This is a genomic window from Pseudomonas sp. PAMC25584 (genome assembly GCF_058135675.1).
This window is the reverse complement of sequence record NZ_CM176870.1, coordinates 4,704,894-4,727,030: the sequence shown is the minus strand read 5'-3', so window position 1 is coordinate 4,727,030 and position 22,137 is coordinate 4,704,894. Positions and strand designations below refer to the sequence as shown.

Sequence of the window (22,137 nt, the reverse complement as noted above, 5' to 3'; positions counted from 1 at the left end):
GGGGATTTCCCTGGCGGTCACACGATTTAAGAGGCGGTATCATTGTCTACGGGTAATTTGGATTTCGAACAGTTCCGGGTCTTCCTGGAAAAAGCCTGTGGCATATTGCTCGGTGAAAACAAGCAATATCTGGTATCCAGCCGTCTCAACAAACTGATGGAACAGCAGGGTATCAAGTCCCTCGGTGAGTTGGTCCAGCGGATTCAGAGCCAGCCGCGCAGCGGGCTCAAGGAAATGGTGGTCGATGCCATGACCACCAACGAAACCCTGTGGTTTCGCGACACCTATCCCTTTGAAGTACTCAAGAGCAAAGTGCTGCCCGAGGCCATCAAGGCCAGCCCGGGTCAGCGTTTGCGGATCTGGTCGGCAGCCTGTTCCTCGGGGCAGGAACCGTACTCGATTTCGATGTCCATCGACGAGTTCGAGCGGACCAACATGGGCCAGTTGAAGGCCGGTGCGCAAATTGTCGCGACCGATTTGTCCGGCACCATGCTCACCAACTGCAAGACCGGCGAGTATGACAGCCTGGCCCTGGGCCGCGGTTTGTCCCCGGAACGCCTGCAGCGTTTCTTCGATCCGAAAGGCGCGGGGCGTTGGGCGGTCAAGGCGCCGATCAAGAGCCGGGTGGAGTTTCGCTCGTTCAACCTGCTCGACAGCTACGCCAGCCTGGGCAAGTTCGACATGGTGTTCTGCCGCAACGTGCTGATCTACTTCTCGGCCGAAGTGAAGAAAGACATCCTGCTGCGCATCCACGGCACGCTCAAGCGCGGTGGTTATCTGTTCCTCGGTGCATCCGAGGCGCTGAACGGCCTGCCGGATCATTTCCAGATGGTGCAGTGCAGTCCAGGGATCATTTACCAGGCCAAGTAAGTCGCACGCAGTCAACGTGTGGGAGGGGGCTTGCCCCCGATAGCGGTTCAGTTGATGTAACTATCACTGACACACCGCCGTCGGGAGCAAGCCCCCTCCCACATTTGTTTGCGCTGCAAACTTCCCAATAGCGGCAACCGCGATTGCCGCTTTACTGGCGCCACGCGGAAACCGGTTGCCGCTTTTCTGGCATTGCCGCCGGCAATCTCCCCGCAACCCCTTGATATATGGGCTCCCATCAGATTGGCATGTACCTTGCTATAACCCTGTTAACGAACAGCAGGTCAGCCTAAAGGTTTCCGCCATGAGCATCAGCTTCGATAAAGCGCTCGGTATCCATGAACAAGCCCTGGGCTTTCGCGCCCAGCGTGCGGAGGTTCTGGCCAACAACATTGCCAACGCCGACACCCCGAACTACAAGGCTCGGGACCTGGACTTCTCCGCCGTGCTCGCCGCACAGCAGGACAAGACCAAGAACGGCACCTTCGCCTTGAACATGACCAATAGCCGTCATATCGAAGCGCAAGGCCTGAGCAGTGGTGACGAGTCGCTTCTGTATCGCACCCCGATGCAGCCATCGATCGACCAGAACACCGTCGACGCGCAGTTGGAGCAATCGGCCTACGCCGAGAACTCGGTGAACTTTCAGGCCAGCTTCACCCTGCTTAACAGCAAATTCAAAGGGCTGATGTCAGCCCTGCGTGGAGAGTAAGCCATGTCCCTAGCCAGTGTTTTCAATATTGCCGGCAGTGGCATGAGCGCGCAGACCACGCGTTTGAACACCGTCGCCAGTAACATCGCCAACGCCGAGACCGTGTCTTCGAGCATTGACCAGACGTATCGCGCGCGTCACCCGGTGTTCGCCACCATGTTCCAGGGCGGCCAGAGCGGCGGCAGCGATTCGCTGTTCCAGAACCAGGATGCTGCCGGACAAGGCGTGCAGGTACTCGGCGTGGTGGAAGACCAGAGCAATCTGGAAGCGCGCTACGAGCCGAATCACCCTGCGGCGAACGAAAAAGGCTACGTGTACTACCCGAACGTCAACGTGGTCGAGGAAATGGCTGACATGATTTCCGCCAGCCGCTCGTTCCAGACCAACGCGGAAATGATGAATACCGCCAAAACCATGATGCAGAAGGTCCTGACCCTGGGTCAGTGATAAGGGGTGCCAAACAATGGCCATTGTTGATACGACGAACAACACGGCAGTCCAGAACCTGTTCAATAGCAAGGTCAGTACTGCGACGACCAACAGCAGCCTCACCTCCGCCACCAAGGCGGCAACGGGCAACCAGTCGCTGGGTAAGGATGCGTTCTTGCAACTGTTGGTGACCCAACTGAAAAACCAGAACCCGCTGTCGCCCCAGGACAACGGTGCGTTCGTGTCTCAGTTGGCGCAGTTCAGCAGTCTGGAGGGCATCAACACCCTGAATGATTCGGTAAACAACATCTCCAGCAACTACAGCTCGTCGCAGGCGTTGCAGGCTTCGTCGCTGGTAGGCCGCTCGATCATTACCCAGACCGACACGGCGCTGGTGGATACCAGCAAGAGCATGACCGGCTCGGTCGCGGTGACGGCGGCAACGGGCAACGTCTCGGTCAAGATCACCGACAAAGACGGCGTCGTGGTGCGCACCCTCGATCTGGGCGCACAGAGCGCAGGTAGTTCCGACTTCATCTGGGATGGCAAGAACGCCAATGGTGAGGTCGCGGCTGCCGGGACTTACACCTTTGCGGCCACCACCAAGAACGACACAGGCGACTCGGTGGCACTGGCGACTTCTCTGCCGGCGACGGTCACCAGCGTGACCCTCAGCCAGACCGGCGGCGAAATGCTGCTTAACCTTGCTGGCGGCATGGGCAGCGTCAAGCTGTCGCAAATTCAGACTATCGGTACATAGAGCCGGCTAAATACGGCAGAGGGAGAGAAACATGTCTTTTAACATCGGCCTTAGCGGCCTCTATGCGGCCAACAAACAACTGGACGTGACCGGCAACAACATCGCCAACGTCGCGACCACTGGCTTCAAAGCGTCCCGCGCGGAGTTCGCGGATATCTACGCGGCGTCCAAACTGGGCACCGGCCAGAACAGCGTCGGTAACGGTGTGAACCTGGCGGCGGTGTCCCAGCAATTTACCCAGGGTGACGTCAACAACACGGGTGGCATCCTGGACATGGCGATCCAGGGCGGCGGCTTCTTCGTACAGAAGGGCAGCGACGGGTCGCTGGAATACACCCGTAGTGGTGCCTTCCGTTCGGACAAAGACGGCTATATCACCAACAACACCGGTACTTCGCGCCTGCAGGGCTACGCGGCGGATGCCAACGGCAAGATCGTCAAGGGCGGCTTGGTCGACCTGCAAGTGAGCCTGTCGAACCTGCCGCCTAAAGCCTCCAGCACCGTGGACTCCACCAGTAACCTGAACTCCTCGGAGGCGGTGATCGACCAGGTGGCCAAGCCATTCAACCCAAGCGACACCAGTACCTTCACCACCCAGTACAGCACCACCTTGTACGACACCCAAGGCAACTCCCACCCGATGGTGCAGTACCTGGTGAAGACGGGTTCCAACCAATGGAACTCCTACACCTTGATCGACGGGGTTAACCCTAATGGCACACCGATCAGTGGCACAGGCGCAGTGGCACCTGTAGCGTCGACCTTATCGTTCGACACCTCCGGTAAGCTCACTGGCGTGGTTACGCCGCCTAGCACGACCTCCAACACCACCCTGACCATTTCCGACTGGAAACCGGGTACCGTTACCAATGGTGTATGGACAGCTAACGGCGCTGCGGCCAACACGAGTGGTATTGCGGTCAACATGGCGAGTATCACCCAGTACAATTCGGCCAGCTACCGCAACCCGCCGGTCACCGATGGTTATGCCACCGGCCAGATCACCGGGCTGAAAATCGACGGCAGCGGCGTACTGTTCGCCACCTTCAGTAACCAGCAGAGTAAGGCCATTGGCCAGATCTCCCTGGCCAGCTTCAACAATGAGCAAGGTCTGCAGCCAGCGGGCAGCACCACTTGGAAGGAGACCTACGCTTCGGGCCAGCCGGGCTATGACGCCCCTCAAGCCGGTACCCTCGGTTCGATCGTGGCCAACTCCCTGGAGAACTCCAACGTCAACCTGACCAACGAGCTGGTGGACCTGATCAAGGCCCAGAGCAACTACCAGGCGAACGCCAAGACCATCTCCACGCAGAGCACCATCATGCAGACCATCATCCAGATGGCCTGATGCGTTAGCGCTGCACAAGAAGCCCCTCGATCGAGGGGCTTTTTTTTGCGTTTTATTTGGCATTAAGACCTTTTCCCACTACCGATGCGGTTACGAGATGACACGCCTTTGTTGGAACGCGCCACACCTGTCTTTCCACCTATCCAGCCGAGAGGCGTTGGGTTCTCTCATTGTTGGGGAGAGGCGATATGTGGAGTTCATCGGTATCTGGCCAAGGGGTCGGGGGTGTGCGTTACGAAAGTGGGGGGGCAGGGCAACACCTGAAGGCCGCCAGCCAGTCTGATGGCACCCAGCAAGACACGGGCGCCGTCAAGGAAAGCGTCACAAAGCTGATCAAAGAGCTTGAAGACGCCGAAAAAACCTCGAAGAACCAGACGGCCCAGGAGTTGCGGGACAAGCTGAATGAAAAGCGAAAGGAGCTTGGTGAAGAGAAATTCAAGGAGATTCTCGATGATCTGAAGAAAGATGCGTCCGAGGGTTTTCTCGATTTCATGAAGAGAGCCTTTCCGGAGGCGTTTCCTGATGGCCCGTCTCCGGATAAACCCCCTTCACCCTCTCCCTCTCCTTCCCCCTCGCCGGGAGGAGGTGGAGGTGGAGGGGGCGGCGGTGGAGGCGGCGGCGGTGGTTTTGGCCCCAGCGAGGCCATGAGCAACAAGGCGATTACCGAAGGCGCGAAGCATTTCGACTACAAACCCGATAACAGTGAGCCGGGAAAAAAACCGGAGAATATCTGGAGCGGCTTCAAGCAGGGGCCGGACGGCAATTGCGTGACGGTTTCAGCGATCAAATCCGCCATGATGCACTTTGGCGAGAAACCCACCGATGTCTTCAAGGAGGTCAAGGAAACGGGTAATGGCTACTCGGTGACCATGCGCGATGGTGTCAAGGTTGATCTGACCAAGGATGAAGTGCGGCTAGCTGCCACTCATGCACGTTTCCAGGGGGATGATCCAAAAATGATGACCAACGCCAACTTCATGTTTGCCGTGAGTGCAAAACGGGCGCAAATGGAAAACAACGATGGCACTGCCGGGCGCAGCTTTCTGGATGGCATACGCACGCTCAACGATGGTGAGTACAGTCGGGAAGGTCTGGACCGCCTGGGGCTGCGCAACAATTACCGGCAGTCCACGGATGCCGACTTGCGAAACAGCAAGTCGGGGACGGTGGAGTACGGCGGTCATTCGATGGCGGTGATCGACGGCCGGATTGAACTGTGGGGCAAGCGGGGCGGGGTGCCCAAGACAGGGATTGCGACCATATTGTTCGGCAACTGACGGGCTTTGCCTGGGCAAAAGAAAACCCCGATAAACCCAACTGCAGCTAGGGTCTATCGAGGTTTTTTCAATCACGGGCAATCAAGCCCGGAACCGACTCAGCTTATTGGCACGCTTCGCAATCCGGCTCGTCGATCGCACAGGCTTTCGGCACTGGCGCCGGGCCGGCAGGTGCGGCGAGCACCGAGTCATCACCGTGGTTGCCGCTGGAAACCGCGTTCAGCTTGCCGGTGTTGATGGTCGACTTCTCGGTGCTGGTCGCGGCCAGGGCACGGAGGTAGTAAGTGGTTTTCAAGCCACGGTACCAAGCCATGCGGTAGGTCACGTCCAGCTTCTTGCCCGAAGCGCCGGCGATGTACAGGTTCAGGGACTGCGCCTGGTCGATCCACTTCTGACGACGGCTGGCGGCGTCAACGATCCACTTGGTGTCCACTTCGAACGCGGTCGCGTAGAGCTCTTTGAGTTCTTGCGGGATGCGTTCGATCTGCTGCACCGAACCGTCGTAGTACTTCAGGTCGTTGATCATGACCGAGTCCCACAGGTCGCGGGCTTTCAGGTCGCGAACCAGGTACGGGTTGATCACGGTGAATTCGCCCGACAGGTTCGATTTCACATACAGGTTCTGGTAGGTCGGTTCGATCGACTGCGATACGCCGGTGATGTTGGCGATGGTTGCGGTCGGCGCGATGGCCATGATGTTGGAGTTACGAATACCTTTCTGTACACGGGCACGTACCGGCGCCCAGTCCAGGGATTCGTTCAGGTCAACGTCGATGTACTTCTGGCCACGTTGCGCGATCAGGATCTGTTGCGAATCCAGCGGCAGGATGCCTTTGGACCACAACGAACCCTGGAACGTCTCGTAGGCACCGCGCTCGTCGGCCAAGTCGCAGGAAGCCTGGATCGCGTAGTAGCTGACCGCTTCCATGGACTTGTCGGCGAATTCGACCGCTGCATCCGAACCGTAAGGAATGTGCTGCAGGTACAAAGCGTCCTGGAAGCCCATGATGCCGAGGCCGACTGGACGGTGCTTGAAGTTGGAGTTCTGCGCCTGTGGCACCGAGTAGTAGTTGATGTCGATGACGTTATCGAGCATACGCACGGCGGTGTTCACGGTGCGTGCAAGCTTCACGGTGTCTAGCTTGCCGTTGACGATGTGGTTCGGCAGGTTGATCGAGCCCAGGTTGCAAACGGCGATCTCATCCTTGTTGGTGTTCAAGGTGATCTCTGTGCACAGGTTCGAGCTGTGGACCACGCCCACGTGCTGCTGAGGGCTGCGCAGGTTGCACGGGTCTTTGAAGGTCAGCCATGGGTGGCCGGTTTCGAAGAGCATGGACAGCATTTTGCGCCACAGGTCTTTGGCCTGGATGGTCTTGAACAGCTTGACCTTGCCTGGGTACTCGGTGAGGGCTTCGTAGTACTCGTAACGCTCTTCGAAAGCCTTGCCGGTCAGGTCATGCAGGTCCGGCACTTCGGATGGCGAGAACAGGGTCCATTTGCCGTCGTCGAAGACGCGCTTCATGAACAGGTCAGGAATCCAGTTGGCGGTGTTCATGTCGTGGGTACGACGACGGTCATCACCGGTGTTCTTGCGCAGCTCGATGAACTCTTCAATGTCCATGTGCCAGGTTTCCAGGTAGGCACAGACAGCGCCTTTGCGCTTGCCACCCTGGTTGACCGCTACGGCGGTGTCGTTGACGACTTTCAGGAACGGTACAACGCCCTGGGACTTGCCGTTGGTGCCCTTGATGTACGAACCCAGCGCGCGCACCGGGGTCCAGTCGTTACCCAGGCCGCCAGCGAATTTGGACAGCATGGCGTTGTCGTGGATCGCGTGGTAGATGCCCGACAGGTCATCCGGCACGGTGGTCAGGTAGCAGCTCGACAGCTGTGGACGCAGGGTGCCGGCGTTGAACAGGGTCGGCGTCGACGACATGTAGTCGAAGGACGACAGCAGGTTGTAGAACTCGATGGCGCGGTCTTCTTTGTGCTTCTCTTCAATCGCCAGGCCCATGGCCACGCGCATGAAGAACACTTGCGGCAGTTCGAAGCGGATACCGTCCTTGTGGATGAAGTAACGGTCGTACAGGGTTTGCAGGCCCAGGTAGGTGAACTGCTGGTCGCGCTCGTGGTTGATCGCCTTGCCGAGTTTTTCCAGGTCGAAGGTGGCCAGGACCGGGTTCAGCAATTCGTATTCGATACCCTTGGTGATGTACGCCGGCAAGGCCTTGGCGTACAGGTCGGCCATCTCGTGGTGGGTGGCGCTGGGGGCTACGCCGAGGAAGCCCAGGCCTTCGGCGCGCAGGGTGTCCATCAGCAGGCGCGCGGTCACGAACGAGTAGTTCGGCTCACGTTCAACCAGGGTACGGGCGGTCATCACCAGGGCGGTGTTGACGTCGGTCAGGGCTACGCCGTCGTACAGGTTCTTCAGGGTTTCGCGCTGGATCAGGTCACCGTCGACTTCTTCCAGGCCTTCGCAGGCCTCGGTGATGATGGTGTTCAGGCGGCCCAGGTCCAGCGGCGCGAATGTGCCGTCGGCCAGGGTGATGCGGATCGATGGGTGCGCTTGTACGGCGGCTTCGTCGACTGGGGAGCGAACGGCGCGCTCTTTGGAGCGGGCGTCACGGTAGATCACGTAGTCGCGGGCGACTTTCTGCTCGCCGGCACGCATCAGGGCCAGTTCGACCTGGTCCTGGATTTCTTCGATGTGGATGGTGCCGCCCGAAGGCATACGACGCTTGAAGGTCGCGCTGACTTGTTCGGTCAGGCGGGCAACGGTGTCGTGGATGCGCGACGAGGCGGCAGCGGTGCCGCCTTCAACTGCAAGAAACGCTTTGGTGATGGCGACGGTGATTTTGTCATCGGTGTAAGGAACGACAGTGCCGTTACGCTTGATCACGCGCAATTGGCCTGGTGCAGTGGCGGACAGATCCATATTCGAATCAGCGGCCTGCGGCACGGAGCCCTGCGGGTTCTCGCGAGTTGTGTCGGTTTGCATGGGGTGTTGTCTCCACATTCTATATTTATTTGGGCACCATCACGGCGCCCACCGTTCCGTCCTGAAGCACTTACAGCAGGCCTGGGCCTGGCATAACAACTTCGAGACAGGAGGAAGGGAGCTCATCGCGCCGCTTCCATGCCGAAGTCTTCGGTTTAGAGCTCAAAAGCTCCTCGCCGTATTCCTGGTGGGTGACAGTTGCCAAGTTCAAGCACTGCAACACCCGTACCGTTTTGCGCTGTTGGCGCGCTAAAACGGTTGCCATCCGCTTGAGCGGTTTGGGCTTTAAAAAATGCTGGAGTTGGACCAAACAGGAGCAAGAAAGGACTTGAGTTTCTTGTCTGATTTGTGTTTGGTCTTTTCGCTCAAAACCCTACATGTAGGGTTTTTTTTGCGCCGAGGTACAAGATAATGCGTTTTTGGAGGCTTAGCAATCCAAGGTCTGTGGATAACGCTGTGGGTAAAATGTGTATGAAACCTAGAATGCCCGTGTAGGCCGCAGTACTGCTGGACCGCGCCGTTTGTCACTGAATATTCCAAGGAAAAAACGGCCCATTGGATTTTTGAGGGCGCGAACCCTATCACAAAAAAACGTGATCACCGAATGCATTTCCTGGCTTGTGTTTGAGGGTTGGGGCATGGCTACAATCGATCTTTTTTATGCCCTTACAACATTACAAATAGGGTATGGCTGGCGAAGATCTAAAGGTGGGAGGGGGCTTGCTCCCTCCCACCTTTAGATCGAGCAGGCCAATCAATTCCTTAATAACAACGAGGATTACCTGTGGAGCATGAAGCCTGGCAAATTCTGATCGTCGAGGATGACGAGCGATTGGCCGAGTTGACCCGCGAGTACCTGGAGAGCAACGGCCTGTGCGTGTCGGTGGAAGGCGATGGCGCCCAGGCTGCCGCGCGGATCATCGCCGAGCAGCCGGACCTGGTGATCCTCGACCTGATGCTGCCCGGCGAAGACGGCCTGAGCATCTGCCGCAAGGTGCGCGAGCGCTACGACGGAGTGATCCTCATGCTCACCGCACGTACCGACGACATGGACCAGGTACTGGGCCTGGACATGGGCGCCGACGACTACGTGTGTAAACCCGTGCGTCCGCGCCTGTTGCTGGCACGTATCCAGGCGCTGTTGCGCCGCAGCGAGCCGGCGGAACCCGTCGTGGTGGAAAACCAGCGCCGCCTGCAATTCGGCCCGCTGCTGGTGGATAACGCCCTGCGCGAAGCCTGGCTGCAGGGCGAGGGCATCGAACTGACCAGCGCCGAGTTCGACCTGCTGTGGCTGCTGGTGGCGAATGCCGGGCGCATCCTGTCCCGCGAAGAAATCTTCATCGCCCTGCGCGGCATCGGTTACGACGGCCAGGACCGCTCGATTGACGTGCGCATCTCGCGTATCCGTCCGAAGATCGGCGACGACCCGATCCACCCGCGCCTGATCAAGACCGTGCGCAGCAAAGGCTATTTGTTCGTCCCCGAAGCCGCCGCCGACATGCCGCTGTGAACTCGATCTTCCTGCGCATCTACGGCGGCATGTGTGCGGCGCTGATCCTGGTGGCGCTGTTGGGCGTGCTGGCGTTGCACCTGCTCAATGACGTGCGCAGCGGGCAGTACCGTGAGCGCCTGGCCCACGGCACGTTTGCCTTGATGGGCGATAACCTGCAACCCATGAGCGCGATTGAGCGCCAGCGCGCGCTGGCGGTGTGGGAACGCCTGCTGGGTATTCCTCTGACGCTGCGCACCTACACCGATGCTCAATTGGACCTCGGCCAGCGCACCCGCCTGCAGCACGGCCAGGTGCTGGTGCAACAGACCGGCCCCCATGCGGCACGGGTGCTGCGGTTGGTCAGCGAGACGGATCAATTGGTGCTGGAAGGTGAAGTGCAGCAGATCAGCGAGCAATTGGCGCGCGCGACCATTTACCTGTTGGCCGACGAACTGGTGCGTTTCCCGGTGGCCGAGCAGCCGCAGCGGCTGGCCGCTATAAAAGAAGCCAAGGGTTTTGGCTTCGAGATGCACCTGATGGCCCTCGACCAGGCCGATATGGATGACGACCAGCGCCGCCGCGTGGCGGAGGGCGATACGGTGATGGCGCTGGGCAAGGGTGGCGATTCGATTCGGGTGTTTGCCGGCATGGTCGGCACCCCCTGGGTGCTTGAAATCGGCCCGTTGTATCAAATGAACCCTTACCCGGCGCAATGGTTGATCCTGATTGCGTTGATCGGCCTGACCCTGATTGGCCTGATCGTCTATCTATTGGTGCGTCAGCTTGAGCGCCGCCTCAAAGGCCTGGAAGCGGCCGCCACGCGTATTGCCAAAGGCAACCTGGAAGTGCGCGTGCCGGCGCGTGGCGCCGACTCGGTAGGGCGCCTGGCCGCCGCCTTCAATGGCATGGCCGAGCACCTGCAGCAGTTGCTGGCGATCCAGCGCGAACTGGTGCGCGCCGTGTCCCACGAACTGCGCACCCCGGTGGCACGCCTGCGTTTCGGCCTGGAGATGATCGGCGACGCCGCCACCCCGCAGGCCCGGCGCAAATACCTCGAAGGCATGGACAGCGATATCCAGGACCTCGACGGCCTGGTCGACGAAATGCTCACCTACGCGCGCCTGGAGCAGGGCGCGCCGGCGCTGAATTTCCAGCGGGTCGACCTCAATGCGTTGCTCGACCAGGTGATCGGCGAATTATCGCCACTGCGTCCGCAGGTCAACGTGGCCCGTGGTATTTGCCTGTCATCGGCGCATTGGGACGATGCCTGGGTCGATGCCGAGCCGCGCTACCTGCACCGTGCCCTGCAAAACCTGGTGAGCAACGCCATGCGCCATGCCCAGGGTCAGGTACTGATCAGCTACCAGGTCGGCCAACTGCGCTGCCGCATCGATGTGGAAGACGATGGCCCCGGCGTACCGGAAAGCGCCTGGGAGCGCATCTTCACGCCTTTCCTGCGCCTGGACGATAGCCGCACCCGCGCCTCGGGCGGGCATGGCCTAGGCTTGTCGATTGTGCGGCGGATAATTTATTGGCATGGCGGGCGGGCGTTGATCAGCAAGAGCAACAACCTGGGAGGGGCATGCTTCAGCCTGAGTTGGCCTAGGGACCAAGATAAATCCTGATCCATCGCTATCGGGGGCAAGCCCCCTCCCACAGTGGAATGCATTCCCCTGTGGGAGGGGGCTTGCCCCCGATAGCGATGGATCAGACGCTGATTGCTACAAGGCTCAACAACTGCTCCCCCTCCACCGCAAATTGCCCAACCAATTCCTTACCGTGACGCCACTCTTCGGACAAGTCTGTCAGCAGCCGCAACCGCACCTGCCCGTTCTCTGACCATTCCAGCACCTCGGCATGCTCAAAATAAAAGCGCTTCTGCACGATCGGGTAAAGCGCCTTGAACAAACTCTCCTTGGCCGAAAACGTCAGTGTCACCAGCAGCGCATGTTGCTCACGCGGCAACAGGGCCATGCGCTGCAACTCAGCGGCGCTGAGAATTTCCCCGGCCAGGCGTTCGGCGCGCTCCAGGCTCAGGACATTTTCCAGGTCCATCCCCAGCCCACGCCATTGCGCCTTGTGACCGACAATCGCCGCCGCGTGCCCGCTGCTGTGGGTGATGGAGCCGCAGATATGGTGCGGCCACACCGGCGCACGGTCTTCGCCGATTGCCGGCACGCAGTCCAGGTTATCGAGCTGTTGCAAGGCGGCGCGGGCGCATAACCGGCCGGCGAGAAATTCCGCCTGGCGCTTGGCCACCGAGCGTTGGATGCTCGCCGGCGGCGGCACGGCGCTGCGTTGGAAATCATCGGCGATCAACAAGGCCGGATCAAAGCGCGTACTGAGCAGCACCGTGCCCGGCAAGGGATCGGGCAACGGCCAATGGGCGTCGAGCGGGGTGCAGCAAGCGGGTAGGGGCGTCATGCGCGGTATTTTGCCGAGTTGACGCGCCAGTGGATAGCCCGCAGCGGTTCAGGCCAGGTTCAGAGCCTGTTCAGGGGGAGTTCAGGGGCGCTTGCGTAGTGTGGGTCCACAGCCAAAACGCGTAGAGGTAGGCACCATGACTGCGATCAAGAAGCTTATGTTGGCATTGACCATGCTCAGTGCCACCGCCGGGGCGCAGGCCAGCGATGGTGCCTTTGCGGGATTCGGTCGCGAGAAAACCAAGAAATCCAGCACGCTGATGCAGCGTGTGAGCTTCGACGAGGTGCGCAGCCAGGTCGCGCCGTGGGGCCAGTCGCTGGGCCTGAGCACCCCGCAGGCGGCTTACCGCGCCGGTTATGAGCACCTGAGTGGCCAATACAATGGCATTAAACTGCGCCCGCAAGACCTGCAGGGCCGCTATGATATCCCTCTGTCGGACAGTTGATTTGCCTTGGAGAGCCTTATGAAATTGCTGGTGGTGGAAGATGAGGCGCTGTTGCGTCATCACCTGTATACCCGCCTGACCGACAGCGGGCATGTGGTCGAAGCCGTGGCCAACGCGGAAGAGGCCTTGTACCAGACCGGCCAATTCAACCATGACCTGGCGATCATCGACCTCGGCCTGCCCGGCATGGGTGGCCTTGACCTGATCCGCCAACTGCGCACCCAGGACAAGACCTTCCCGATCCTGATCCTCACCGCTCGCGGCAACTGGCAGGACAAGGTCGAAGGCCTGGCCGCTGGCGCCGACGACTATGTGGTCAAGCCGTTCCAGTTCGAAGAGCTGGAGGCGCGGATGAATGCGTTGCTGCGCCGTTCCAGCGGCTTTACCCAGTCGACCATCGTCGCCGGCCCCTTGCTGCTGGACCTCAATCGCAAGCAAGCCTCGCTGGATGAGCAGCCACTGGCGCTGACCGCCTACGAGTACCGGATTCTCGAGTACCTGATGCGTCACCATCAGCAGGTGGTGCCCAAGGACCGCTTGATGGAGCAGCTCTACCCCGATGACGACGAGCGCGACCCGAATGTCATCGAAGTGCTGGTCGGCCGCCTGCGCCGTAAACTGGAAGGCCCGGCCGGGTTCAAACCGATCGACACCGTGCGCGGCCTGGGCTATCTGTTCAATGAGCGCTGCCGTTGATTCGCTCGTTACGTGTGCGCTTGATGCTGGCGGCCGCCACCCTGGCCGTGCTGTTTATGCTGGGGTTGTTGCCGGCCATGCAGGGCGCGTTCAGCCTGGCCTTGCAGGACTCGATCGAGCAGCGCCTGGCGTCGGACGTTACGACCTTGATTTCGGCGGCGCGGGTCGAAAACAACCGCCTGCAGATGCCGGCGCAGTTGCCGGACGAACGCTTCAACCTCACCGATAGCCGGTTGCTCGGTTATATCTACGACCGCGAAGGCCACCTGGTATGGCGCTCGCGGGCGACCCAGGAAGAAAAGATCAACTACAAGCCGCGCTATGACGGGCGTGGGAATGAATTTGCGCGGATTCGCGAGAGCGATGGCCAGGAATTCTTCGTGTATGACGTCGAGGTCAAGCTGCTCGGCGGCAAGAGCGCGGCGTTCAGCATCGTCGCGCTGCAACCGGTGCGCGAATACCAGTTGACCCTCGAAGGCCTGCGCGAAAACCTCTACCTGGGCTTCGGCGCGGCGTTGCTGGTATTGCTGACCTTACTCTGGCTGGGCCTGACCTGGGGCCTGCAGGCGTTGCGGCGCCTGAGCCAGGAGCTGGACCAGATCGAAGGCGGCACCCGCGAAAGCCTCAGTGAAGAGCACCCCCGCGAACTGCTGCGCCTCACCGGGTCCCTCAACCGTTTGTTGCACAGTGAGCGCGAGCAGCGTACTCGCTACCGCGATTCCCTCGACGACTTAGCCCACAGCCTGAAAACCCCGCTGGCGGTGTTGCAAGGCGTGAGCGAAGACATGGCCCAGCGCCCCGAAGACCGCGACCAGGCCTGGGTGCTGCAATCGCAGATCGAACGCATGAGCCAGCAGATCAGCTACCAATTGCAGCGCGCCAGCCTGCGTAAAAGCGGTTTGGTACGCCATCAGGTGCGCCTGCAGCCGGTGCTGCAAAGCCTGTGTGACACGCTGGACAAGGTCTACCGCGACAAGCGCGTCAAGGTGTCCTTCGAGTTGCCGGACGAGTGCGATGTGCCCATCGAAAAAGGCGCCTTGCTGGAACTGCTCGGCAACCTGCTGGAAAACGCCTACCGCCTGTGCCTGAGCGAAGTGCGCATCAGCCTGGTGGAAAGCCAGGAAGGCATTGAGCTGTGCATCGAAGATGACGGCCCCGGTGTACCGCCCGACCAGCGCGCGCGGATTCTGCAACGCGGCGAGCGGCTGGATCGCCAGCACCCGGGGCAGGGGATCGGCCTGGCGGTGGTCAAGGACATCATTGAAAGCTACGGCGCGCGCCTGACTCTGGGGGACTCACCGTTGGGGGGCGCGGCATTCAAGATTCACTTCCCGGCCCTGTGACCCAGCGGGTGATCTGACTCATCAGGTTTCCTGCGCGCGGTAGGCCCCCGGCGTCAATCCCGTCCACTTCTTGAACGCCCGATGAAACGCCGACGGCTCGGAAAACCCGAGCTGCTCGGCAATTTCCTGCAAAGACAAGTTCGCGCGTCCCAGATGGTAAATGGCGATGTCCCGGCGCAACTCATCCTTGAGCGCTTGAAAACTGCTGCCTTCTTCACGCAGATGCCGGCGCAGGGTCTGCGGGCTGATGTGCAGGTGCTGGGCAACGGCATCCAGGTCCGGCCAGGGCGTGCGGTCACGGCTGAGCAAGCGGCGGATCTGGCTGCTCAAACTGTCGCCCTCATCGGGCCGCGACAACACGTCGGCGGGGAAGCGCTGCAGGAAATGCTTGAGGGTGCGCTCGTCCTGCAGCAGCGGCAGGCTCAAGTAACGGGCAGGAAACACCAGGCTGCTGTTCGGTGCGCCGAACACCTGTGGGCAGGGAAACAACAGGTCGTATTCGCTGGCGTGGGCCGGCATCGGGTAGCTGAACGTGGCCTGGTGCAGACGGATGCGCTGGCCGATCAACCAACTGCCGAGGCGATGCCAGATCACCAACAGGCATTCACTGAGAAAATGATCCGGGTCGCCTAGCTGTGAGTCGTCCAGGCTCAAGCGGGCCATTTCGCCTTCCCGTGTCAGATGCCAGCGCGGACCTTGTGGGAATAGGCTATAAAACAATAAGCCGCGTTCGAGTGCCTTCTCCAGGGTGCGGCAATGGATCAGCGCGTGGCACATCATGGCGAACGTGCCGCGCTTGCTCGGACCCTCGGCAAATCCCAGGTACTCGTCGTCCAGCGCGAGCCAGAGCATTTGCAGCAGCCGGGTAAATTGTTCCGGCGCGATGCGGGCGCGGGGTTCGGTCAGCAGTTCTGGGGTGATGCCCACCTGCTGCAACAGGCCCGAGTAGTCGTAGCCGGCCCGGCGCGCACCGCCGAGGGCGGCTCGGGCGTAGTGACTGGCGATGGTACGTTCACGCATGCAAGGGCCTCGTCCATGGAGTGGCGGATGGTAGCCACCCCCCAGTACCACGACAAGGCGGATATCCGCCAAATTGTAGGACGAGACTCGATGAGTTGGCGGAAAACCGCCGCCTGACGGGCCGCGTTGCGGCACGGCTTAATCCCTCCCACCCTTATGTCTAAGGGGCTTCAGACAGTTTCAGCAAAGTGGCACGGCGTTTGCGATAAGGATTACAGCGCAGGCCTTGTCCTACAAGTCTCGCAAACAACAAATCCCTCCAGTGCAGGAGGGTTCGCAATTCAAGTGCCGTGGGCAATGGCGGATATTTGCCACACGGGACGATTGAGGAACTTTACAATGACGACTCGTCAGCCACTGTACAAATCCCTGTATTTCCAGGTGATCGTTGCCATCGTTATCGGTATTTTGCTCGGCCACTTTTACCCGCAGACCGGCGTGGCCCTCAAGCCGCTGGGTGACGGGTTTATCAAACTGATCAAAATGGTCATCGCCCCGATCATCTTCTGCACCGTTGTCAGCGGCATCGCCGGCATGCAGAGCATGAAATCGGTCGGCAAAACCGGCGGCTACGCGCTGCTGTACTTCGAAGTCGTGTCCTCCATCGCCCTGCTGATCGGCCTGTTCGTGGTGAACGTTGTGCAGCCGGGCGCCGGCATGCACATCGACGTGGCCACCCTGGACGCTTCGAAAGTCGCGGCCTACGTGACGGCTGGTGCGGACCAGAGCATCGTTGGCTTCCTGCTTAACGTGATCCCGAACACCATCGTCGGTGCCTTCGCCAACGGCGACATCCTGCAAGTCCTGATGTTCTCGGTGATCTTCGGTTTCGCCCTGCATCGCCTGGGTGCCTACGGCAAGCCGGTGCTGGACTTCATCGATCGCTTCGCCCACGTGATGTTCAACATCATCAACATGATCATGAAGCTCGCGCCAATCGGGGCCCTCGGCGCCATGGCGTTCACCATCGGTGCCTACGGTGTCGGCTCGCTGGTGCAACTGGGCCAGTTGATGATCTGCTTCTACATCACCTGCGTCCTGTTCGTGGTCGTGGTGCTCGGCGCCATCTGCCGCGCGCACGGTTTCAGCGTGCTGAAACTGATCCGCTACATCCGTGAAGAGCTGCTGATCGTTCTGGGTACGTCCTCGTCTGAATCGGCACTGCCACGCATGCTGATCAAGATGGAGCGTCTGGGCGCGAAGAAATCCGTGGTTGGCCTGGTGATCCCGACCGGCTACTCGTTCAACCTCGACGGTACGTCGATCTACCTGACCATGGCTGCCGTGTTCATCGCCCAGGCGACTGACACGCACATGGACATTACCCACCAGATCACGCTGTTGCTGGTGCTGCTGCTGTCCTCCAAAGGCGCTGCAGGCGTGACCGGCAGTGGTTTCATCGTACTCGCCGCGACGCTGTCGGCCGTAGGCCACCTGCCGGTTGCCGGTCTGGCGCTAATCCTGGGTATCGACCGCTTCATGTCCGAAGCCCGTGCGCTGACCAACCTGGTCGGTAACGCCGTGGCGACCCTGGTGGTAGCCAAGTGGGTCAACGAACTGGACGAAGACAAGCTGCACGTCGAGCTGGCTTCCGGTGGTCGTGGTATCTCCGACACCCGTGAAGAAGATGACCTGGGCGTGGCCGAAGGCCCGGCGCCGGTGATCAAGTAAGACGCTGATGGCGTGAACTGACGTCCACAGCAATCCGCAAACGCCCCGACTGGTTCGGGGCGTTTGCGTTTCTGCCCGGTCACTTTGCGGATTTTTGGTTTACATTAAGCCCATGTTCCATCAAAGGCCCGGTGAAGATTCGTCTTCACAAGAGAGCCTCCTCAGCCTGAGCCAATCTGCGCGTACCCGAACCAGCGATACCTTTCGCGACAGATGGCTCGCCCCTAAATGCAGCAAATAGGCGGGCGTGCCCAATGATTACCCTGAAACTCAACGGCCAAGACCATCAACTGGACGTCACCGAGGAGATGCCACTGTTGTGGGCGATCCGCGATGTGGCGGGCTACAACGGCACCAAATTCGGCTGCGGCATGGGCCTGTGCGGCGCATGCACCATTCATATCGACGGCGCGCCGGCGCGCAGTTGCATCACCCCGATCGGCGCGGTCAAGGGCCAAGCCGTCAGCACCATCGACAACCTGCACACCGACCCGATCGGCCAGGTCGTGCAGCAAGCCTGGCTGGACAGCGCCGTGGCCCAGTGCGGCTACTGCCAGGGCGGGCAAATCATGTCGGCCACCGCGCTGCTGAAAACCAACCCCAACCCCAGTGACGAGCAGATCGAAGAGGCGATGGTCGGCAATATCTGTCGGTGCGGCACTTACAACCGCATCAAGACCGCGATCCGCCAGGCGTCGACGCATCTGCAGGGGGCCAAGGCATGAGCCGCTTACCCGCTGATTTCGTCCTCAATAACCTCAGTCGCCGTGGTTTCCTGCAGGGCGTCGGCGCCACCGGCGCGCTGGTGATCGCCGCCAGTTGGGGCTTGCCCGAGGCGTTTGCCGCTGATGCCGTCAAGAAATATGGCGGCGCTGCCATGCCCCATGGGCTGATCGATGACCCCAAGGTCTACGTCAGCATCGCCACCGACGGTACCGTGACGGTGATTTGCAACCGTTCGGAAATGGGCCAGGGCGTGCGTACCAGTCTGAGCCTGGTGGTGGCCGATGAGTTGGACGCCGATTGGGCCCATGTGCGGGTCCAGCAGGCGCCGGGCGACGAAGTGCGTTACGGCAACCAGGACACCGATGGCTCGCGCAGCATGCGCCACTGGTTCGAACCGATGCGGCGTTGCGGCGCGAGTGCGCGCGCGATGCTGGAACAGGCGGCTGCCGACCAGTGGAAAGTCCCGTTGGGCGAGTGCCGTGCGCAGTTGCATAAGGTCATCCACCAGCCCAGCGGTCGCGCCCTGGGCTATGGCGAATTGGCCGCCGCTGCCGGTGCATTGGCGGTGCCGGCGCGGGACACGCTGCGCCTCAAGCAGCCGTCGGAGTTCCGCTACATCGGCAAAGAGGGTGTCAAGGCCATCGATGGTGTCGACATCGTTAACGGTCGCGCAGTCTACGGCGCGGACGTGCATTTCGACGGCATGCTCTACGCCACCATTGCACGGCCGCAGGTCTATGGCGGCAAGGTCAAATCCTTCGATGCCAGTGCGGCGTTGAAGGTGCCGGGGGTGATCAAGGTCGTCGAAATCGAAAGCCGCCCTCTGCCTTCGGAGTTCCAGCCGCTGGGCGGCGTGGCCGTGGTGGCGAGCAACACCTGGGCGGCGATCAAGGGCCGTGAAGCGCTGAGCATTGTCTGGGATGACGGCGTCAACGCCGGCTACAACTCCATCGATTACCGCAAGGCTCTGGAAGCGGCCGCGCAGCAACCGGGTAAAGTGGTGCGCAATACCGGCACCCTCGACCAGGCCATGAGCGCTGCCGACAGCACCCTCGAAGCCGCTTATTACCTGCCGCATCTGGCCCAGTCGCCGATGGAGCCGATGGTTGCCATCGCCCGTTTCGACAAGGGTCAGTGCGAAGCCTGGGCGCCAAGCCAGGCGCCTCAGGTGACTCGCGAGCGCGTTGCCGAGCGCCTGGGCCTGCCTTTCGATAACGTGACCATCAATGTCACGCTGCTGGGCGGTGGCTTCGGTCGCAAGTCCAAGCCGGACTTCGTGGTCGAGGCGGCCATCCTCGCCAAGGAATTCCCCGGCAAGGCCGTGCGCGTGCAGTGGACCCGTGAAGATGATATCCACAACTCCTACTTCCACACGGTTTCCGCCGAGTACCTCAAGGCTGGCCTGAACAAGGACGGCCTGCCTTCTGCCTGGCTGCACCGCACCGTCGCGCCGAGCATCACCGCACTGTTTGCGCCGGGCATGAACCATGAGGCGGCGTTCGAGCTGGGCATGGGCTTTACCAACATGGCCTACGCGATTCCCAACGTGCGCCTGGAAAACCCCGAAGCTGCGGCTCACACCCGGGTTGGCTGGTATCGCTCGGTGTCGAACATCCCCCACGGCTTTGCGATTCAGAGCTTTGTCGATGAACTGGCGCATAAGGCCGGTCAGGACCCGTTGCAGTACCAACTCAAGTTACTCGGGCCGGATCGTCAGATCGATCCTAAAACCCTGAGCGATGAGTGGAACTACGGCGAATCCCCGGAGCGCTACCCGATCGATACCGCCCGCCTGCGCGGGGTGCTGGAAACCGCCGCCAAGGCCGCCGGCTGGGGGCGCACGCTGCCCAAGGGCCGAGGACTGGGGCTGGCGGTGCATTACAGTTTCGTCACCTATGTGGCGGCGGTGATCGAGGTCGAAGTCAAAGACGACGGCACGCTGATCGTACACAAGGCGGATATCGCCGTGGACTGCGGCCCGCAGATCAATCCGGAACGCATTCGCTCGCAATTCGAAGGCGCCTGCGTGATGGGCCTGGGCAACGCGGTATTGGGCGAAATCAGCTTCAAGGACGGCAAGGTCCAGCAGGATAACTTCCATATGTATGAAGTGGCGCGTATGTCCCTGGCGCCCAAGGTCGTTGCGGTACACCTGGTCACGCCACAGGGCGAGGTGCCGTTGGGTGGTGTCGGTGAGCCCGGCGTGCCGCCGATTGCGCCGGCGTTGTGTAATGCGATCTTTGCCGCCACCGGCAAGCGCATTCGTAGCCTGCCCGTGCGCTACCAACTGCAGGGTTGGCAGGAGACGAAGGCCTGATGGACAGTGTGGATCTGAATGTCCTGCGCAGCGTGCTCGAATGGCGCCGCGCGGGGCAGCGGGTGGTGTTGTACAGCGTGGTCCAGACCTGGGGCAGCGCGCCGCGTCCGCCCGGGGCCATGCTGGCCTTGCGCGGTGACGGGGTGGTGATTGGCTCGGTGTCCGGCGGCTGCATTGAAGATGACTTGATTGCGCGTTTGCAGGATGGTCGGTTGGCGGATGACGGGCCACCGGTGCAGTTGGTGACCTACGGCGTGACGCGCGATGAAGCGGCGCGGTTTGGCCTGCCGTGTGGCGGCACCCTGCGCCTGACCGAAGAGCGCGTGATGGAGTGGCAGTGGGTGGCCGAGTTGCTGGCGCGCTGTGAAGCCCATGAAATCGTCGCTCGCGAGTTGGACCTGGCCACCGGCAATGTGCGCTTGAGCGCTGCAAGCAAGACCGACGTGGTGACCTTCGACGGCGAGCGCTTGCGCGCCATTTATGGCCCGCGCTGGCGCCTGCTGTTGATCGGCGCCGGGCAGCTGTCACGCTATGTGGCGCAAATGGCGCGGTTGCTGGATTTCGAAGTGCTGATCTGCGACCCGCGTGAAGAGTTCGTGTATGGCTGGGAAGAACAGCATGGCCGCTTTGTGCCCGGCATGCCTGATGAAGCGGTGCTGAACATCCAGACCGACGAACGCACGGCTATCGTCTGCCTGACCCACGATCCGCGCCTGGACGATATGGCGTTGCTGACGGCATTGAACTCCAGCGCGTTCTATATCGGCGCGCTGGGTTCGCGGGTCAACACCCGTAAACGCCGGGAAAACCTGGCGGCGCTGGGGATGTCTGCGCAGGCGATTGCGCGGCTGCATGGGCCGATCGGTTTGCATATCGGCAGCCATACACCGGCGGAGATTGCCCTGTCGTTGCTGGCGGAAATTGTCGCGATCAAGAACGGCGTGGCACTGCTGCAGAAAAAGCCGATGCCGGTGCAGGTTGAATGAGCGTCACGGTGATTGTGCTGGCGGCGGGGCAGGGCAGTCGTTTTCGCGCTGCAGCCGCGGCTGATCAGGATAAGTTGCTGGCTGATTGCGTGGGCCGGGACGCCGTAGTGCGGCCGGTGATCGAGCAGGTGCTGGTGAATTTGCCGGCGTGCGCTGTAAAACGCGTGGTGGTGACCTCGCCCGATCGGCTTGAAGTCATTCGTCTGGCGCAGGCCCATGGCTGCGAGGTAGTGCAGCTGTGCTCAGGCGGAATGGGCGACAGCATTGCCGCAGCGGTCGCGGCCAGTGGTTCCAGCGATGGCTGGCTGGTGGTGCTGGGTGATATGCCGTTCATTCTGCCGTCCAGCATTGAACGGGTGTTGGAGCGCATAGACGGTATCAGTGTGCCGGTGCATGCCGGCCAGTATGGGCATCCGGTTGCGTTTGGACGGGCGTTCGGGCCGGCGTTGATGGCGTTGACGGGTGATTGCGGGGCCAAGCCACTATTTGCCCAGGGGCAAGTGCGCGAGATCCAGGTAAGTGATCCTGGCGTACTCTGGGATGTGGATCTTCCGCATCTGTTGGATTTCAAACCGCTCTGAAATGTCGGAGGGGGCTTGCCCCCGATTGCGGTGGGCCAGCCA

19 protein-coding genes are annotated in these 22,137 nt (G+C 60.9%); 16 read left to right on the top strand and 3 right to left on the bottom strand.

From position 1 onward, the window contains the following. Positions 1-42 precede the first annotated feature (42 nt). The 6 genes from cheR (at position 43) to ACS5Q8_RS21895 (ending at position 5,396) form a co-directional block, all read left to right on the top strand. Positions 43-870, top strand: a complete 828-nt coding sequence (gene cheR, locus ACS5Q8_RS21920; protein ID WP_276194429.1) for a protein-glutamate O-methyltransferase CheR — start codon at positions 43-45, stop codon at positions 868-870. Positions 871-1,174: 304 nt separating this feature from the next. Then, a complete protein-coding gene (flgB, locus tag ACS5Q8_RS21915) occupies positions 1,175-1,582 on the top strand; it encodes a flagellar basal body rod protein FlgB (protein WP_003175633.1) in 408 nt (135 codons plus the stop codon). Positions 1,583-1,585: 3 nt separating this feature from the next. Continuing rightward, entirely contained in the window at positions 1,586-2,029 is a 444-nt protein-coding gene (gene flgC / locus ACS5Q8_RS21910; RefSeq protein ID WP_016973698.1) for a flagellar basal body rod protein FlgC, read from the top strand. A 16-nt stretch (positions 2,030-2,045) separates the two neighbouring features. Continuing rightward, the gene (gene flgD, locus ACS5Q8_RS21905; protein WP_426102603.1) at positions 2,046-2,771 is read left to right on the top strand and encodes a flagellar hook assembly protein FlgD; all 726 of its coding nucleotides are present in this window, start codon (positions 2,046-2,048) and stop codon (positions 2,769-2,771) included. Between the two features lie 31 nt (positions 2,772-2,802). After that, positions 2,803-4,119, top strand: coding sequence for a flagellar hook protein FlgE (gene flgE / locus ACS5Q8_RS21900; RefSeq protein ID WP_276194426.1), 1,317 nt, complete (start codon positions 2,803-2,805; stop codon positions 4,117-4,119). 188 nt (positions 4,120-4,307) lie between these two features. Beyond that, on the top strand, positions 4,308-5,396 hold the full coding sequence (locus ACS5Q8_RS21895; RefSeq protein ID WP_276194425.1) for a hypothetical protein: 1,089 nt from the start codon (positions 4,308-4,310) through the stop codon (positions 5,394-5,396). 103 nt (positions 5,397-5,499) lie between these two features. On the opposite strand, the gene ACS5Q8_RS21890 is transcribed toward ACS5Q8_RS21895, so the two are convergent. After that, positions 5,500-8,394: a ribonucleoside-diphosphate reductase subunit alpha gene (locus ACS5Q8_RS21890; protein ID WP_276194424.1), complete on the bottom strand. Its 2,895-nt coding sequence runs from the start codon at positions 8,392-8,394 to the stop codon at positions 5,500-5,502. Between the two features lie 784 nt (positions 8,395-9,178). Between ACS5Q8_RS21890 and ACS5Q8_RS21885 the strand changes: the two genes are divergently transcribed. Beyond that, entirely contained in the window at positions 9,179-9,904 is a 726-nt protein-coding gene (locus ACS5Q8_RS21885; RefSeq protein ID WP_426102607.1) for a response regulator, read from the top strand. Beyond that, positions 9,901-11,511, top strand: a complete 1,611-nt coding sequence (locus ACS5Q8_RS21880) for an ATP-binding protein (protein WP_276194422.1) — start codon at positions 9,901-9,903, stop codon at positions 11,509-11,511. Before ACS5Q8_RS21885 ends, ACS5Q8_RS21880 begins: the two co-directional genes overlap by 4 nt. 82 nt (positions 11,512-11,593) lie before the next feature. On the opposite strand, the gene ACS5Q8_RS21875 is transcribed toward ACS5Q8_RS21880, so the two are convergent. Beyond that, positions 11,594-12,310 (bottom strand): 4'-phosphopantetheinyl transferase family protein, encoded by a 717-nt coding sequence (locus ACS5Q8_RS21875; protein WP_276194421.1) that lies wholly within the window; start codon positions 12,308-12,310, stop codon positions 11,594-11,596. 136 nt (positions 12,311-12,446) lie between these two features. On the opposite strand from ACS5Q8_RS21875, the gene ACS5Q8_RS21870 reads away from it, so the two are divergent. Genes ACS5Q8_RS21870 through ACS5Q8_RS21860 form a run of 3 tightly spaced genes read left to right on the top strand, consistent with a single transcriptional unit; the run spans position 12,447 to position 14,794 of the window. Then, complete coding sequence (locus tag ACS5Q8_RS21870; protein WP_276194420.1) at positions 12,447-12,755, top strand: hypothetical protein; 309 nt, start codon at positions 12,447-12,449, stop codon at positions 12,753-12,755. A gap of 18 nt (positions 12,756-12,773) precedes the next feature. Continuing rightward, positions 12,774-13,451 (top strand): response regulator, encoded by a 678-nt coding sequence (locus ACS5Q8_RS21865; RefSeq protein WP_276194419.1) that lies wholly within the window; start codon positions 12,774-12,776, stop codon positions 13,449-13,451. Continuing rightward, complete coding sequence (locus ACS5Q8_RS21860; protein ID WP_276194418.1) at positions 13,448-14,794, top strand: ATP-binding protein; 1,347 nt, start codon at positions 13,448-13,450, stop codon at positions 14,792-14,794. Before ACS5Q8_RS21865 ends, ACS5Q8_RS21860 begins: the two co-directional genes overlap by 4 nt. A gap of 21 nt (positions 14,795-14,815) precedes the next feature. Here ACS5Q8_RS21860 and ACS5Q8_RS21855 read toward each other — a convergent pair whose 3' ends face one another. Then, positions 14,816-15,814, bottom strand: a complete 999-nt coding sequence (locus ACS5Q8_RS21855) for an AraC family transcriptional regulator (protein WP_276194417.1) — start codon at positions 15,812-15,814, stop codon at positions 14,816-14,818. A 339-nt stretch (positions 15,815-16,153) separates the two neighbouring features. Between ACS5Q8_RS21855 and ACS5Q8_RS21850 the strand changes: the two genes are divergently transcribed. The 5 genes from ACS5Q8_RS21850 to ACS5Q8_RS21830 all read left to right on the top strand — a co-directional run bounded on the left by ACS5Q8_RS21850 (position 16,154) and on the right by ACS5Q8_RS21830 (position 22,095). Beyond that, positions 16,154-17,485, top strand: a complete 1,332-nt coding sequence (locus tag ACS5Q8_RS21850; protein WP_276194416.1) for a dicarboxylate/amino acid:cation symporter — start codon at positions 16,154-16,156, stop codon at positions 17,483-17,485. 254 nt (positions 17,486-17,739) lie between these two features. Further along, on the top strand, positions 17,740-18,210 hold the full coding sequence (locus tag ACS5Q8_RS21845) for a (2Fe-2S)-binding protein (RefSeq protein WP_247395888.1): 471 nt from the start codon (positions 17,740-17,742) through the stop codon (positions 18,208-18,210). Continuing rightward, positions 18,207-20,528 (top strand): xanthine dehydrogenase family protein molybdopterin-binding subunit, encoded by a 2,322-nt coding sequence (locus ACS5Q8_RS21840; RefSeq protein ID WP_276194415.1) that lies wholly within the window; start codon positions 18,207-18,209, stop codon positions 20,526-20,528. The genes ACS5Q8_RS21845 and ACS5Q8_RS21840 overlap by 4 nt, the downstream gene beginning before the upstream one ends. Further along, positions 20,528-21,514: an XdhC family protein gene (locus tag ACS5Q8_RS21835; RefSeq protein ID WP_276194414.1), complete on the top strand. Its 987-nt coding sequence runs from the start codon at positions 20,528-20,530 to the stop codon at positions 21,512-21,514. Before ACS5Q8_RS21840 ends, ACS5Q8_RS21835 begins: the two co-directional genes overlap by 1 nt. Continuing rightward, positions 21,511-22,095, top strand: a complete 585-nt coding sequence (locus tag ACS5Q8_RS21830; RefSeq protein ID WP_443697801.1) for a nucleotidyltransferase family protein — start codon at positions 21,511-21,513, stop codon at positions 22,093-22,095. Before ACS5Q8_RS21835 ends, ACS5Q8_RS21830 begins: the two co-directional genes overlap by 4 nt. Positions 22,096-22,137 lie beyond the last annotated feature (42 nt).